This window comes from uncultured Fibrella sp. (assembly GCF_964250085.1).
GTDB lineage: Bacteria > Bacteroidota > Bacteroidia > Cytophagales > Spirosomataceae > Fibrella.
In genome coordinates this window covers 1-15,617 of the sequence record NZ_CAXUEC010000003.1, presented here as the reverse complement: position 1 = coordinate 15,617, position 15,617 = coordinate 1, and the positions used below count along the sequence as shown (strand labels likewise).

Sequence of the window (15,617 nt, the reverse complement as noted above, 5' to 3'; positions counted from 1 at the left end):
GCAGGTCAAATTTAGACTGTATTTTTTAGATTTATCTATGTTAAATTCTCTTTACAGATTAAAAATGAAGATATTATTTTGGAAACAGCTTGTTTTGTAAAATAGCTGCTATAGTTTTGACAAGAAATCCAGCATAGTTGATTTCTACTATAAATAGTACATTACCACTATTTGACCAGCAAGAACGAACGGTAAGATGCAGCCAAGACTAACACTCGTAGGGGCGGGTCCCGGAGACGGTGAACTAATCACATTGAAAGGGATCAGGGCGCTTCGACAAGCCGATGTGGTGTTGTACGACGACCTGGCCAATGCGTCGTTACTGGAGTTCGCCCCGGCGGGTGCGTTAACAACGTATGTGGGCAAACGGGCAGGCAAAGCGTCGTTGACGCAGCCAGAAATCAACGCCTTAATTGTCCGGCTGGCTATGGAAAGAGGGCATATCGTTCGCCTGAAAGGCGGTGACCCTTATGTGTTCGGGCGTGGTTTCGAGGAATATAATCATGCCCGTCAGTACGGTATTCACTGCGAGATCGTACCGGGCGTGTCAAGTAGCATTGCGGTGCCGGCTTCGCAGGGAATTCCGGTCACCTGCCGGGGCATCAGCGAAAGCTTCTGGGTCATTACGGGCACCACGCGTACCGGTGAGCTTTCCGGCGACCTGCGGCTGGCGGTTCAGTCAAAAGCAACGGTTGTGGTGCTGATGGGCCTCAATAAAGTAGAGGAGATATGTGCACTCTATTGCCAGGCCGGACGCGGTCATTTGCCAATGGCAGTTGTACAGAACGGAACGCGTGCCGATGAGCAGTGCGTGGTTGGTCAGGTATGGACTATTCCGCAGATGATCGCAGAACAGGGCGTGGGGGCGCCCGCTGTGCTGATCATTGGTGAGGTCGTTGCGTTGCATCCGGCCTACCTGGCAGAATGCCTGCGCAGCGTGTCTGTTGCCTGCTGACACCCCACCCCAACCCCTCCCTAACGGTGGTCCGGAATTCCGGGAGGGGTTGGGGTGGGGTAAAAAAAAGCCGATCCGGTGTGGGGGCACCTTTGGATCGGCTAAAACAAGGGTTATTTATGCGAAAAACACAAACATGTCAAAGAAAATGAAAAAATTCAGGTAAAGCAAATCAGCGTCTTCACGCTCCCGGCCGCGCACTAGCCAGCCGTTTCTCTTCGCTCTGCGTCAGAGCCATCGCTTTCGATCTGTTCGTCACGCACTTACCCAACTCTGGGTAGGGTTGCTCTCTAGTGCTTTCACCATTCGTTTTCTTCACCCACTACGACTCCATTCCATGACTTATACGTTTAAAGCGGCAGTGGTCGCCGGTGTTATCCTGCTGGCTACTCAATCAAACGCAATCGCTCAGTTCTCACTCCTTGGCCAGGTACGTACCCGGACCGAGTTTCGCGACGGCGTTGGCAACCTGGCCCCGAAAGACGCACCCGCGGCCTTCTTTACCTCGCAACGTACCCGGCTTACGTTCGGCTACAAATGGGATCGCGTGCAATTCCAAACGGCGATTCAGGATATCAGGGTGTGGGGCCAGGATGCGGCCACGATCAACAACGCAGATGGTAACCGGCTGATGGTCCACGAGGCATGGGCCGAAATTACCCTCGCCAACAGCGCCGACACAACCATAAACTTCAAACCCATCCAGAACCTGTCGCTGAAAATTGGCCGCCAGGAGATGATCTACGATGATTCGCGCCTGATCGGCAATCTGGACTGGCTGCAACAGGGGCGCCGGTTCGAGGCGGCCATTCTGAAGGGGCAGCACATGGGCTGGGCGTTCGATCTGGGCGCTGGGTTCAACCAGAACACCGATGCCTTCGGTACGGTAGGCGATAACTATACACCCGGCAATGCGCCCGCATTGGCCCTGTCGACTCAGAACGTAACGCTCGCCATACCCGCCGGTTTTCTGCCTACGGTTGGCAAGGGGGGCGCACCGGTACTGGCTACGCCGCTCAGCACGAACGGACAAAACCAGCAGTTCAAATCGTTTCAACTGGCGTACCTGACGCGCAAGTTCAACCAGACAAAGTTTTCGGCGCTGGTCTTTAAAGACGACTTTCAGAAATACCGTGGCGACAGCATCGGTAGCCCCACGCAGGGGTACGTCTATGGCCGACGGTACGACGTGGCTGGTCTGAACTCGCGCGTCACCTACGGAGCCATGCTGACGGGTCAGTTGGGGAATGCCTCTTCCCGGTTTGGTAAAGTGCAGTGGCAAGCCTTTGCGTATGGGCAGAGCGGCAAAGACCGCGACGGGCTGACCCTTAAAAACGCGTATCACTACGGGGCAAACCTGATGATTCAGAAAGGGTTACTAAGTTTTGGACCCGGCTACGAAATCCTGTCGGGCAACAACGCCACCACGATCCAGGCCGGTGAAACCAGCCGGTTTGACCCACTCTACGGCACACCCCACAAGTTTCGGGGGTCAATGGATTACTTCTACGCCGGCACCGGCTCGCCAGCGGGTGGCTTGCAGGATGCCTTCGTGAAAGTAAAGTACACGGGTAATCGCCTCACCACCGGCCTCGATGTTCACTACCTCTCCCTGGCCGCTTCTACCTACAATAAAATGAGCGATGCCCCCGCAGGTACGTTGCTGGGCACCAAACTCGGTGTGGAGTACGACTTTCTGGCCAACTACACCCTGAACAAATTCACCAGTCTGGAATTCGGCTACTCGGTCATGAACGGCACCAATAACCTGGAATATGCCAAGCAGGGCACCATGGACCAGAAAAGTAAGATTGGTACCTGGGCCTACCTGATGATCAATATCCGCCCCGATTTCTTCTACACCAAACCCGTTGCCATTAAACAGTAAACCTGACAGTAGTCATGAAAAAGATCTATATACTGCTTACGACACTGGCCTGCCTGGCCATTCCGGTGCTGACAATGCGGCTGAAACCAGCCTCAGAACCAATCAAACTGGGATTCATTCCCTTAACAGACTGTGCGCCGCTGGTGGTAGCCAAAGAAATGGGGCTGTTCCAGAAACATGGCGTCGAGGTGATCCTGACCAAGGAATCCTCATGGGCCAACATTCGCGATAAAGTCCTGAACGGCGAGCTTGACGGCGCCCATTGCTTATTCTCGATGCCACTATCGGTCTACACCGGCGTTGGTGGCAAAGCTGGCTCCGAAATGAAAATTGCGATGGTGCTGAACAACAATGGCCAGGCCATTACGCTATCTAAAGATTTTTGCGGGCTGGTTGGCTTCAAGGAGACCGGCAAAGTGGCGGCGGCCGTCAAAAATGTACAGAGTCGCAAAGAGGTAACGTTTGCGATGACGTTTCCGGGCGGCACGCACGATATGTGGCTCCGTAACTGGCTGTCGGCGGCGGGCGTAAACCAGAAATCGGTCGGTATCATCACCATTCCACCGCCGCAGATGGTGGCCAACATGCGGGTCGACAACATGGAAGGCTTCAGCGTGGGCGAACCCTGGAACAGCGTGGCGGCGGCGCAAAACATTGGCTTTACCGAAATAGCCTCGCAGGACATCTGGAAACATCATCCCGAAAAAGCACTGGTCGTCAACAGCGGCTTTTCGACCGCCCGGCGCGACGACCTTAAAAAAGTGATGGCCGCCATTCTGGAAGCCTGCCAGTGGCTGGATAACATGGGCAATCGCAAAAAAGCCGCCGCCTGGCTGACCAAGCCGTATTACGTGAACGCGCCGTTGGCCGCCATTGAATCCCGCCTGCTGGGTTCCAACGACCTGGGCTGCGAACTGGGCGTCCAGAAATACAAGGACGATTACATGACATTCCACAACAAAGGGTTTGTCAATATGCCCCGCAAGGCACACGCCATGTGGTTCATGGCCCAGTACATGCGTTTCGGGATGATCAAAACGGCCCCTGATTATAAGGGAATTGCCGAAAAACTCATCCTCGATGACCTCTACGCCGAAGTGGCTAAGTCGATGAACATCCCGTTGCCTGCCGATGAGATGAAAGCGTTTAAAACGACCTATGACGTAGTCTTTGACCCCAACAATATTGGCGCGTACCTGGCAAGTGCCAAAAAATAAGTGCCGACACCAATCAACTCGTAAGATCATGAACCGATTACTGACGTACCAGACCTATTTACCGGCGCTCTACTTCCTGGCCAGCATGAGCATCCTGCTTGGCATCTGGGCGCTCATCTCTGCGGTAACCCATAACGATATTCCAACCCCTGGCATGACTTGGGTGGTATTCAGAGAGATGCTGGCAACGCCCTTTTACGATTATGGCCCGAACGACAAAGGAATTGGCAACCAATTGGTTAGCTCACTGGGTCGTGTTTTTACGGGGTTCACGCTGGGTACGTTGGTAGCCGTTCCGCTGGGTTTACTGATGGGTGCCTCCCCCATTGGCATGCGCCTGCTAAATCCGATTGTGCAGATTTTGCGGCCTGTTTCGCCATTAGCCTGGTTTCCGCTGGGTCTGCTGGCTTTCAAAGCCGCGGCAGGGGCTACGATCTTCATCATTTTCATTACCAGTGTCTGGCCCACGCTCATCAACACGGCTTTTGGCGTGTCGAGCATTCCGCAGGATCATAAGAACGTAGCCACGGCGTTTGGCTTTTCAAACTGGCGCTATGTCCGTAAAGTGGTCATTCCCTACGCCTTACCGCACATTATCACGGGTCTTCGCCTGAGCATGGGGGTAGCCTGGCTGGTCATTGTAGCGGGCGAAATGCTGTCGGGCGGTATGGGTATCGGCTTCTTTGTCTGGGATAGCTGGAATGCCCTCAGCCTGGAAAAGATCCTGTGTGCTATTCTGATTATCGGCACCGTGGGCCTGCTACTCGACAAAGGGTTCGATGCCCTGCAAAAGCAGTTTGCCTACTAATTATAAAGCGGCACTGTGTCATAAAAATCCCGTGACTGGGTACGTTCAGTCACGGGATCAGTAGCCAACCTCTTCACTGATAAAAAGCCATGAACAATACCATGCTCCCCCAACTGGTCGACTCGGCCAATGAGTATCACAAAATACCGCACGCGACCAGCATCGACGTGCGTGATCTGACGATTTCGTTCAAGACACCTAAAGGGGTGTACACGGCGGTCAAAGACATCAATTTACAGGTTGCCAAGGGCGAAATCGTGAGTATCATCGGCCATTCGGGCTGTGGCAAATCAACCCTGATGAACGCCATTTCGGGCATGGTAAAGCCCAGCAAAGGCGAAGTTGTTGCCAATGGAAAAGTAGTTAAAGGGCCGGGACCCGACCGCGGCATTGTATTCCAGAACTACTCGCTGCTGCCCTGGCTGTCGGTGTACAAAAACATTTTTGAGGCGGTGGATTCGGTGATGACCGATAAAACGCGGGCCGAAAAACTGGCCATTGTTGAGGCTAACCTGGAAATGGTGAATCTGTGGGCGCATAAAGACAAGCTGCCGGGCCAATTATCGGGCGGCATGAAACAGCGCGTCGCCATTGCCAGGGCCTTTGCCATAAACCCCAGTATTCTGCTACTCGACGAGCCATTCGGGGCGCTGGATGCCCTCACAAAGGGGGCGATGCATATCGAACTGCTGAAACTCTGGAACCTGGACAACCGCAACAAGACCATCGTTATGGTGACTCATGATATTGAAGAGGCCATCTTCCTGAGCGACCGCGTGGTGGTGATGAACAATGGTCCCGAAGCGACTATCCGCGAGATCGTGGACGTACCCATTGACCGGCCCCGCCACAAAAAAGCGATTGCCCACGACCCGGTCTACATGGACATCCATGACCGCCTGTTGAGCCTGTTGTTCGACAAACTATCCATTGAAGACTAACGCCAGTAGCCAACAACCAATGCAACCGCACAAACCACTCGACACCCTGAACGTCTTCAGCATTAAAGGCATTCAGATGCGCACGTTCCACATCACGTGGTTCACCTTTTTTGTCTGTTTTTTTGGCTGGTTCGGTCTGGCGCCGCTGATGCCCGTTATCCGCACCGATCTGGGCCTGACCAAACCGCAGGTTGGCAACATCATCATTGCGGCGGTGTCGGCCACCATTTTTGCGCGGCTGCTGGTTGGCAAATTGTGCGATACATGGGGACCTCGCAAAACCTATACGGCACTGCTTGTCATCGGGGCACTTCCCGTCATGCTCGTCGGGTTGGCCCACGACTACACCACGTTCCTGCTATTCCGCCTGGCTATCGGTACCATTGGCGCGTCGTTCGTGATCACGCAGTTTCATACGTCTATGATGTTTGCTCCCAACATCAAGGGAACGGCCAACGCCGTGGCTGGTGGCTGGGGCAATCTGGGCGGTGGCATCACTCAACTGGCCATGCCCCTCATCATGGCGGCCATTGTTGGCTTTGGCTACACAAAACCTGAAGCGTGGCGGCTGGCCATGATTGTGCCGGGTGTACTGATGCTGGTGATGGCGGTTGTGTACTACCGCTACACGACCGATACGCCCGCCGGCAATTACCAGAGCGGCATGCGGCGTTCTGCACAGGCCGCCGAGAAAGTGAGTTTCTGGACTGCCTGCGCCGATATCCGCGTATGGGCGCTGGCGCTGGCCTATGCCTGCTGCTTCGGGCTTGAAATCACGTTCGATGGTGTGGCGGCGCTGTACTTTTTCGACAACTTCAAGATGGCCGAAACAGAGGCGGGTTTCTGGGCGATGCTGTTTGGTGGCATGAACATTTTCGCCCGTGCCCTGGGTGGTATCGTGGCCGATAAAGTAGGCAACAAATACGGCCTGCGCGGTAAGGGTATATTGCTGGCTGGTCTGCTGGTGCTGGAAGGGGCCGGTGTTATCCTGTTTGCGCAATCGGGTAACCTGCCAATGGCGATTGTCACGATGATCACCTTCGCCCTGTTCCTGAAAATGTCGAACGGCAGCACCTACGCGATTGTGCCGTTTGTGAATCCTAAAGCGGTAGGCACCATTTCCGGGGTTGTGGGGGCTGGCGGCAACATCGGCGGTATGCTGATGGGCTTCCTCTTCAAATCACAGTCGATCAGCTACAACCAGGCTTTTCTCTACATCGGCTGCCTGGTGGCGGTGGCAGGATTGGCATTATTTCTGGTCAACTTCGGCAAAGCCACGGTCGTTGAACCGGCAGAAACCACGCTGCAAACCGCCTGAACGAGATGACTCACCAAACTACCTGTTGTTATTGTGGCGTTGGCTGTGGGATACTGGTCAAACAGGAGAAGAACGGGCGATTGAGCCTGGAAGGTGATCCGCAACATCCATCGAACAAGGGCATGCTCTGCTCGAAGGGGATGAATTTACACTACACCGTCATGGACCAGTCAGACCGGCTGCTGTACCCACAGATGCGGCTCAACCGGTCGATGCCCATGCAGCGGGTAAGCTGGGACTCGGCGCTGGAACGTACCTCGGCCGTCTTCAGGACGCTGATCCAGAAATACGGCCCCGATTCGGTTGCCTTCTACGTGTCGGGGCAGTGCCTGACGGAAGAATATTACCTGGTCAATAAGCTCATCAAAGGCTTCATTGGCTCCAACAACATCGATACCAATTCCCGGCTGTGCATGAGTTCGGCGGTGGTTGGCTACAAACTGTCGCTGGGCGAAGATTCGGTACCGGTCTGCTACGATGATATCGGAGAGGCCGACCTGTTTTTAGTGGCGGGGGCTAATCCGGCCTGGTGCCATCCCATTCTCTGGCGGCGGATTGAAGCCCACAAAGCGGCCAATCCGAACGTCAAAATCATTTGCGTCGACCCACGCCGGACGGATACGGCCCGCTCGTCGGATCTGCATCTACCCATCCGGCCCGGCACCGACATTGTCCTCAATAACGCCATCGGCCGGGTACTTATCGAGCGCAACTACATTGACAATGAATTTATTAGCAACCACGCAGACGGTTTCCGGGCCTTTCGCGATCAGGTGATGCAGCGCTCCGTGGCCGAAGCCGCCGACCTGTGCGGCATCCCGGCCGAAGGCATTTATACCGCCGCAGAGTGGATTGGCCGCTCGAAAGGTTTCCTCTCGCTGTGGACAATGGGCCTGAATCAGTCGGCGATCGGCGTGAACAAGAACCTGTCGCTCATTAACCTGCACCTGATCACCGGACGCATTGGCACACCCGGCAACGGCCCGTTCTCACTGACGGGTCAGCCCAATGCAATGGGCGGCCGCGAAACCGGTGGCCTGGCCAACCTGCTTCCTGCGCACCGCGACGTAACGAATGCCTTACACCGGGCCGAGGTCGAAGCGTTCTGGAATAGCCCCGTCAGTATTGCCCCGAAACCCGGCCTGACAGCAACCGAAATGGTCGACGCCCTGGCCGACGGTAGCCTGAAAGCCATCTGGATTATCAATACGAATCCGCTGGTGAGTATGCCCGATGCGAACCTGGTCGAGAAAGCGCTGACAAACGCCCGCTTTGTGGTGGTGCAGGACGTATCGAATCGGGCCGATACGGTTCAGTTTGCCGATGTGGTGCTGCCCGCGGCGGCCTGGCTCGAAAAAGAAGGCACCATGACCAACGCCGAGCGCCGGATAACGTACCTGCCCAAAGTGCTCGACGCGCCCGGCGAAGCGCTGCCCGACGCCGAAATCATCTGGCGATTTGCCCAAAAAATGGGCTTTGGCGAGGCCTTCACCTACAGCAACACGTCGGAGGTATATCAGGAGTACACCCGACTAACGGCCGGCACAAGTATCGACATAACGGGTGTCAGTTATGAACTGCTGACGCAGAAACGGACCATTCAGTGGCCGTATGCAGCAGAGACCCCACCCCAACCCCTCCCCGTAAGGGAGGGGCTAAATCAGTCAGGAGCGAAAGCCCCTCCCTTACGGGGAGGGGTTGGGGTGGGGTCTGCCCGGCTCTTTACTGATCACTGCTTCTACACGGCCAACCAACGGGCGCAAATCCACGCCGTTCCCGACGAAAATACGTCCGAACCGACCGATGACGACTTCCCGCTGGTGCTAACGACTGGCCGGGTACGTGATCAGTGGCACACGATGACCAAAACCGGCCGCGTGGCCAAACTGACGCAGCATAGCCCGCAACCGTTTCTGCAAATCCACCCTGCCGATGCGCAGGTGCGGGGCATTCAGGAAGGGCAACTGGTGCAGGTACGTGGTCGACGGGGCGAGGTACGTGTGAAAGCGCAACTAACCGACGAGGTACGTCCGGGTCTGTGCTTTTTGCCCATGCACTGGGGTAAACGCCTGAACAGCAACCTGAACCGGGCCAACAATCTGACCAGCGCCCTGGTTGATCCACGGTCGAAAGAACCTGATTTTAAATTCTCGGCGGTTGAAGTCGAACGGTATCGGAAGCCCATCGAGAAAATCGTCGTTATCGGGGCAGGCTCTGCCGGTCTGGGCTTTGTCAATGCGTACAGGGCCTTGAACAGTGACGATGAGATTCACGTTTTTTCCAAAGAGATCCACCCGTTCTACAACCGGGTGCTGCTGCCTGATTACCTCAGCGGTGCGCAAACGTGGGCGCAACTCGTCAAGCTGCGCGAAGACCAGTTTGAGGCAGCCAACATTATTGTTCATAAAGGCGTCGGTATCGCCCATATCGACCGGCAGGCCAACGTGCTAACCGACACCAATGGCATCGAACATGGGTACGACAAACTGATTCTCAGTACGGGAAGCCGGGCTTTCATGCCCAGAAGCGTTCCGAAAATACCCGGCATTTTCACCATGCGCTCGCGACTGGATGCCGACTCGCTCCTGCCTTTTCTCGACCAGGATTCGCCGCAGGCGGTGGTCATTGGCGGGGGCTTGCTGGGTCTGGAACTGGCCGCTTCATTGCGCCAGATCGGCGTTCGGGTGGCGTTGATTCACCGGTCGGGCCGGTTTATGGAACGTCAGCTCGACCCCCTGGCCAGTGAACTGCTTTATATGGAGTTGATAGACCGGGGCATCGAGGTGTATTTCAACGAAGAGGTACAGACCTTTGTCGGCACCGACCGGCTGGAAAGTGTACGGCTGAAATCGGGCCGCAAATTAGCCTGTCAGGTGGCTGTGCTGGCCATCGGAACGGAACCCAACATTGAGCTGGCCCGCGCCGCCGGGCTGAGCTGTAACCGGGGCGTGGTAGTGAACGATTATCTGCAAACGTCGGACCCCGCCATCTTTGCGGCGGGCGAAATTGCGCAATGGCAGGGCCAGATGTGGGGCATTACGCTGGCCGCTGAACAACAGGCCGAGATCGCGGCCAGTTTTCTGGCGGGTGACATTTCGCAGCCTTACCGGGGTAGCCTGTCGATGAATATTCTGAAAATGGACGGACTACACTTATGCAGTATTGGCATCAGCGAAGTGCCGGCCGGGCAGTCTGGCTACGAAGAAATCGTCTTCATCGACAAAGCGAAACGGTACTACAAAAAGTGTATTGTATACGGTGATAAGCTGGTGGGAGCCATTCTGGTTGGGGACAAAAATGAATTTGCGGAGTTCCGCGACCTCATTGCCAACGGCATTGAACTCTCTGACAAACGCCTCCAGTTGTTACGGGCCAGCAAGAGAGTAGATCCCGTGGCGGGCAAACTGGTCTGCTCCTGCAATACCGTTGGGCAGGGCAATCTGGAGCAGGCCATCAAAGCCGGTTGTACCGACTTTCATCAACTTTGCCAGCAAACCGGAGCAGGAACGGGCTGCGGTTCCTGTCGGCCGGAGGTACGCAGTATTCTTGAAAAAATGAGTGAACTGGTGTAGGATGCGTGATTATTATACCCTGAAAGTCAATTTACCCGCGGGCATTGTGTCGCCAGGTACGTTGCAAACCATATTGTCACTGGCCTACGGAGCAAAAGTTCGTCAGGTACGGTTTGGTGCGCGCCAGCAATTGCTGATGACCGTGCATTATGAAGAGGTTCGGTTTCTGGAAAAAGACCTGAAGAAAAAGCAGATCGCCTACGAACTCAATACAGACGAATACCCCAATATAATCAGCTCCTACTGTGGCGAAGAAGTATTTCGGACGGGTGCCTGGCTCGGTGAAAGCGAGTACCATACTGTGCTGGATCAGTTTGATTATCAGCCCAAATTGAAGGTAAATCTGTCGGATGCGAATCAGAGTTTTACGCCGTTTTTTACCGGGAACCTCAATTTCATCAGTTCGCCGGAAGCCCACTTCTGGCACCTGTATATTCGCCCGAGACGAAGCAATCGGCTCATCCACTGGCCCGACCTGATTTATACCAACGACATTGGACGACTGGCCAAAGCGGTGGAGCATGCCCTGTCTTTTCAGGAATCGATCGACGAAGAATTGTTGTATAAAACCGTCACCGCTGATCAGTCGTTCATCACCCAGCCCAGCACGCACGAGCTGGAACTGCCCGTATTCTCGCTTCCCTATTACGAGGGCTTCAATCGATACGGTCAGCGGTCGTGGCTTGGTCTGTACCGGCGCGATGAACAGTTCTCCGTTTCGTTTTTGCTCGACCTGTGCGCACTATGTCTGAAAACGCGTATTGGGGAATTGTGCACAACGCCCTGGAAGTCGCTGATTATTAAGGGGATCGAAGAAAAAGACCGACCTGCCTGGTCCTGTATACTAGGGAAGCATAACATCAATGTGCGGCACGCTGCCAATGAACTGGCGTGGCAGACAGAGGATTATGCCGAAGATGGCGCACGGCTCAAGGCGTCTATAACGCGTTACTTTGAACAGAATGACACTCGAACCTTTGGGCTGTGTTTTGGCGTACAGACGGTACCAAAATCCGAAGTATTCGGCTCCGTACTGGTGCGAAAACGACCGCTAATCCGAGTTGGAAAGCTGGCTCTGTTCAGTGTGTATGATCTGTACCATACCGAAAATTTCAACCCAAACAGCCGGACTTATCTTCGGGTCGACCGTGGGTTATTAAAAATCCAGTTGCCCGTTCAGGTCGACCGGTTATGCCGAAAATTCAACGCCCGTCGTACTGGAGAAACCGCAGAGACAGTTGCCTCCATTGGTCAGGAAGCCGAGTCTACATCAAGTCCCAGCCTGTTGGTTTATCAATGTCCACACTGCCTTACCGTTTATGATAGCCGGTATGGAGATTTGTTGCGAGGTATCCCGGCCGGAACTTCATTTGGCTCACTGCCAGATAGTTACGTATGCCCAACCTGCGACACTCCCAGTGTTGATTTCACTCAGGTAGAGGTAGAACTCGCCTGATCAGCTACCCACACTTGATTAGGTCGATCAATGGCTAAATCAACGATCAGATTAGGATAATTGTACAACCAGTGTTAGAGAAGGTGGTCTTTAGCTTCTTGCCAGGTCGCTGCCGAATCGGCAGCGACCTGGCAACTCAAAAAGAGCGTTACGACCCAGTTCCAACTGGTGTTGACGCAGGCAGGGCTACAGCTTATGAAATAACTTACGGGTGCCCAACCGGGGTAGCAAGGCCCGCAGGCGAATTACCTCGCCCGGCACCAGCTCTTCCTGCAGGGCGTGCCGAGCCTACGGGCAAAAAAGGCATAGAACGATACATCTTAAAAAAGCACTCGTCATTTTCGACGGATGACCTGACAATCACTGTCTCGTCCTGAAATAGGTTTACAGGTTGTCCGATCCTGAAAAAAGGTTGTCAGTTTTGGGCTTTAGAATGTATACTCAAAATTAATCCTGATAGAGAGTTGACACTGGCATCAAAACAGTACAATTAGCCGAACTACCCCTGCTCCCCAACGGGTTTTGCCGTCTTGTAAACTTTGGGTTTCCAATGCTTTTTCAAGGGCTGATCCGACTCGTGAGCCACCGCCGGCACTAGATAGCCACAACTCATGTGGGGGCGCAGATGATTATAGTTGTAAACGCTTTTGACCACTGCCTTCTGAGCTTCTTCAAAAGTAGTGAAGACTTGATTGAGTCGAAAATCGGTTTTCAGAATGCCGTTCACTCGTTCAGCAATCGCATTCTCGTAAGGGTCACCGTTCTGGGTCATACTAATGGCGATCTAAGCATCTTTCAACTTGAGAACATACTCAAAGCTACAATATTGGGTACCTCGATCAGAATGATGGATCAGTTCCTGTCCTCTTTGCCAATAACTGGTTAAGGCCATATCCAAAGCTTTTAGACTACCTTCAGCCGTTAAAAAACGGTGCAGACAGTAACCCACAATCAACTTTGAGTAAGCGTCGGTTCTCAACGAGAGATAGCCAAATCCTGGTCCTATATACAAATAGGTAATGTCGCTCACCCACACTTGCTTAGGAGCAGTTATAGGCCTTTCAATCAACAAGTTAGGATACTTGTGCATACGATGATTAGAATCAGTAGTCTGGGGTGTTTGGCGAGGCTGCCGTAGCACAAGACTATGGTGCTCCCCAGTTACTGGACAGGATTTTGGCGTTTTCAAACTTGCTGAACTACGCTCGAAAGTTGTACTTTTTCTTCCCCTTCTGTTCTTCTCTCGTACCATATCACAGGAGGTTGATAGCCTATGGATTGGTGCTTACGCTCGTGATTGTAGAAGTGGAAGTACTCGGTTAGTTCCTGATGCAGGCTGCGCCCGTCAGCGTAGGCCCGTAGATAAAGATGCCGCAGCGGCGGACCATTCATACTTAATGGTCCCGCACCGGCGGACCGGCCAAAATCGCTCGATGAAAATATTGTCCAGCGCCCGACCTTTTGAGTCCATACTGATAGATATCTCTTTGGTTATCAGTAGTTTAAGAAAGTCATAACTGGTAAACTGACTTCCCTGGTCAGTATTAAAAATCTGAGGCCTACCCCACCTTAGCAAGGCTTCTTCCAGGGCATCGACACAGAAATCAGTCCCGGCGGGGAACCGCAGTAGCGTATTGCTCAATCGCCAACTCAGAATGAACCGGCTAAACCAATCAATAATAGCACAGAGATACAAAAACCATTAGCCATGGGTACATAAGTGATATCGGTCGACCAGACATAATTAGGGCGATCCACTACCAGCCCTTTTAGTAAGTAGTGATAAATCGTATGGCCCTGTTGGGGCTTGGACAGGTTGGGTTTTGGCCCAACAGCCTCTAGCCCCATTAAGCGCATTAACCGACGTACCGCAGCGGCGGACCGTCCGCTTGATATTGATCGGGTTATCTGGCGTGGTCAACTCGTGATACATCCGTCTGACACCCATTTCGGGACGGGCTGTAAACAGCTGGTCGATGCGCTCCATCAAAGCCAAATTTTCCGGTGATTCCCCACTGGTTGATAGTAGTAGCTGGAACGAGCCAGATCTAAGAGGGCACATTGTTGAGCGATGGAGAAGTGCTTATCGGTAGGGTCGATAAGAGCCTGCCGGTCAAGAGTCAGTTGGTCCGTAATTTTTTTTTGAGCCAGTCGTTCTCCACTTTCAGTTGCCCTATTTGCTGAAATAGAGGTGCTTCGATCTCTTCGCGTTGTTGCTCGGAGAGGGCGGGTTTGGGCGAAGCACTCTCGAAGAGGGCGGGGAATTTGTCGAGCGCCTGTTTCTTCCAGTCGGTGATCTACTGGGCGTGAATGCCGAATTCGCTGGCGAGTTGGGGCAACGTTTTGAGCCCTTTCAGGGCTTCTAAAACAACTTTGGTTTTGAAGGCCGCATCGTGTACGCGACGGATTGACTTGGTCATGTTTGGACATTTTGTAGATAGGTGCTTGAGAGTTCAAGTTATACTACCTGTCCAGTTTTTGGGGACCATTATAGAGGACCCCGCAAAGCTAACCAACCAAGCACACAACCGAATAAGCCGAGAAAGGCCCAAGCTGTCGAGCCGAGGCTGTTAGCGGTGGCACTCAGGTACGTTCCTTGTCGGCCAAAACGCGTTTGTCGACGTGCTGTCAACGGTCGATTAACCTGTCCAACCACACGTGATATGCCAGTAAAAACGCGCTGTCGAACGAATGGTAGCTGTCGCCAGGTACGTAGCAAATCTACAAAGAACGTTCATTATTAATTCGTTGTACTGTCAGCCGTAACATAAAACGCCCACTGACATGAACGGGCCACCCAACACCTCAAGGGGCTGATGGCCACAAGATAAAACACATTCAGGTACGTTGCCACTGGCTTTACACCCTTTGGCTGTTGGGCTGCCACACTTGACTACCCGACAGTTTCCTGTCACAGGTAAGTGGACCCCGCAGAGCCAACCAACAACGCACAAGACCAAGCAAGCCGCCAAAGGCGGAGAATGTCCGCCGAGGCTGTCGAGCGATGCACTCAGACGGTCCGCCGCCGCGGTACGTTGCCTTGCCGGCCCAAACGCATTTGTCAACGTGCTGTCCAGCGGTGACCGACTTGTCGCCAGGTACGTTGCACACCAACCGAAACGCGCTGCCAAACGGACATTGACCTGTCGCACAAGACGCGAAACAACCACAAAAGCACGTTCATGATCAGTTAGTTATCCTGTCGCACAATACGTGAAACACCCGCCTACATGAACGAATCACCCAACACCCCAAAGGGCTGATGGCCATAAGATAGCTAACGGCAAGTAATGTCGCCACTGGCTTTACACCCTTTGTCTGTTGGGCTGCCACACTTGACTACCCGACAGTTTCCTGTCACAGGTAAGTGGACCCCGTAGAGCTGATAAACAAAGCACACAACCAAGCAAGCCGAGAGAAGCCGTGAACTGTCTAGCCGAGGCTGTCGGTCGTGACCACTCA

Annotated in this window: 10 protein-coding genes and 1 pseudogene; 8 read left to right on the top strand and 3 right to left on the bottom strand. The window is 53.7% G+C overall.

All coding sequences use genetic code 11. From position 1 onward, the window contains the following. Positions 1 to 196: 196 nt before the first annotated feature. The 8 genes from cobA to ACFE8Q_RS09545 all read left to right on the top strand — a co-directional run bounded on the left by cobA (position 197) and on the right by ACFE8Q_RS09545 (position 12,155). The gene (gene cobA / locus ACFE8Q_RS09580) at positions 197 to 955 is read left to right on the top strand and encodes a uroporphyrinogen-III C-methyltransferase (RefSeq protein WP_375445166.1); all 759 of its coding nucleotides are present in this window, start codon (positions 197 to 199) and stop codon (positions 953 to 955) included. Positions 956 to 1,292: 337 nt separating this feature from the next. Then, a complete protein-coding gene (locus ACFE8Q_RS09575) occupies positions 1,293 to 2,843 on the top strand; it encodes an alginate export family protein (protein ID WP_375445165.1) in 1,551 nt (516 codons plus the stop codon). A gap of 14 nt (positions 2,844 to 2,857) precedes the next feature. Next, on the top strand, positions 2,858 to 4,060 hold the full coding sequence (locus tag ACFE8Q_RS09570) for a CmpA/NrtA family ABC transporter substrate-binding protein (protein WP_375445164.1): 1,203 nt from the start codon (positions 2,858 to 2,860) through the stop codon (positions 4,058 to 4,060). Between the two features lie 28 nt (positions 4,061 to 4,088). Beyond that, complete coding sequence (gene ntrB / locus ACFE8Q_RS09565) at positions 4,089 to 4,868, top strand: nitrate ABC transporter permease (protein WP_375445163.1); 780 nt, start codon at positions 4,089 to 4,091, stop codon at positions 4,866 to 4,868. Between the two features lie 89 nt (positions 4,869 to 4,957). Beyond that, the gene (locus tag ACFE8Q_RS09560) at positions 4,958 to 5,809 is read left to right on the top strand and encodes an ABC transporter ATP-binding protein (RefSeq protein ID WP_375445162.1); all 852 of its coding nucleotides are present in this window, start codon (positions 4,958 to 4,960) and stop codon (positions 5,807 to 5,809) included. A 19-nt stretch (positions 5,810 to 5,828) separates the two neighbouring features. After that, positions 5,829 to 7,127, top strand: a complete 1,299-nt coding sequence (locus ACFE8Q_RS09555) for a NarK family nitrate/nitrite MFS transporter (RefSeq protein ID WP_375445161.1) — start codon at positions 5,829 to 5,831, stop codon at positions 7,125 to 7,127. 5 nt (positions 7,128 to 7,132) lie between these two features. Beyond that, entirely contained in the window at positions 7,133 to 10,699 is a 3,567-nt protein-coding gene (locus tag ACFE8Q_RS09550) for a molybdopterin-dependent oxidoreductase (RefSeq protein ID WP_375445160.1), read from the top strand. A 1-nt stretch (position 10,700) separates the two neighbouring features. Beyond that, the gene (locus ACFE8Q_RS09545; protein WP_375445159.1) at positions 10,701 to 12,155 is read left to right on the top strand and encodes a rubredoxin; all 1,455 of its coding nucleotides are present in this window, start codon (positions 10,701 to 10,703) and stop codon (positions 12,153 to 12,155) included. Between the two features lie 499 nt (positions 12,156 to 12,654). On the opposite strand, the gene ACFE8Q_RS09540 is transcribed toward ACFE8Q_RS09545, so the two are convergent. The 3 genes and pseudogenes from ACFE8Q_RS09540 to ACFE8Q_RS09530 all read right to left on the bottom strand — a co-directional run bounded on the left by ACFE8Q_RS09540 (position 12,655) and on the right by ACFE8Q_RS09530 (position 14,575). Next, positions 12,655 to 12,927, bottom strand: a complete 273-nt coding sequence (locus ACFE8Q_RS09540) for an integrase core domain-containing protein (protein WP_375445158.1) — start codon at positions 12,925 to 12,927, stop codon at positions 12,655 to 12,657. 12 nt (positions 12,928 to 12,939) lie between these two features. After that, complete coding sequence (locus ACFE8Q_RS09535; protein ID WP_375445157.1) at positions 12,940 to 13,245, bottom strand: transposase; 306 nt, start codon at positions 13,243 to 13,245, stop codon at positions 12,940 to 12,942. 95 nt (positions 13,246 to 13,340) lie between these two features. Then, positions 13,341 to 14,575 (bottom strand): annotated as a pseudogene (locus ACFE8Q_RS09530) (IS3 family transposase). Positions 14,576 to 15,617 lie beyond the last annotated feature (1,042 nt).

Bases quoted from the DNA above. Each gene is read 5' to 3' on its own strand.
- cobA (WP_375445166.1), top strand. From the start codon at position 197: ATGCAGCCAAGACTAACACTCGTAGGGGCGGGTCCCGGAGACGGTGAA.
- ACFE8Q_RS09575 (WP_375445165.1), top strand. From the start codon at position 1,293: ATGACTTATACGTTTAAAGCGGCAGTGGTCGCCGGTGTTATCCTGCTG.
- ACFE8Q_RS09570 (WP_375445164.1), top strand. From the start codon at position 2,858: ATGAAAAAGATCTATATACTGCTTACGACACTGGCCTGCCTGGCCATT.
- ntrB (WP_375445163.1), top strand. From the start codon at position 4,089: ATGAACCGATTACTGACGTACCAGACCTATTTACCGGCGCTCTACTTC.
- ACFE8Q_RS09560 (WP_375445162.1), top strand. From the start codon at position 4,958: ATGAACAATACCATGCTCCCCCAACTGGTCGACTCGGCCAATGAGTAT.
- ACFE8Q_RS09555 (WP_375445161.1), top strand. From the start codon at position 5,829: ATGCAACCGCACAAACCACTCGACACCCTGAACGTCTTCAGCATTAAA.
- ACFE8Q_RS09550 (WP_375445160.1), top strand. From the start codon at position 7,133: ATGACTCACCAAACTACCTGTTGTTATTGTGGCGTTGGCTGTGGGATA.
- ACFE8Q_RS09545 (WP_375445159.1), top strand. From the start codon at position 10,701: ATGCGTGATTATTATACCCTGAAAGTCAATTTACCCGCGGGCATTGTG.
- ACFE8Q_RS09540 (WP_375445158.1), bottom strand. From the start codon at position 12,927: ATGACCCAGAACGGTGACCCTTACGAGAATGCGATTGCTGAACGAGTG.
- ACFE8Q_RS09535 (WP_375445157.1), bottom strand. From the start codon at position 13,245: ATGCACAAGTATCCTAACTTGTTGATTGAAAGGCCTATAACTGCTCCT.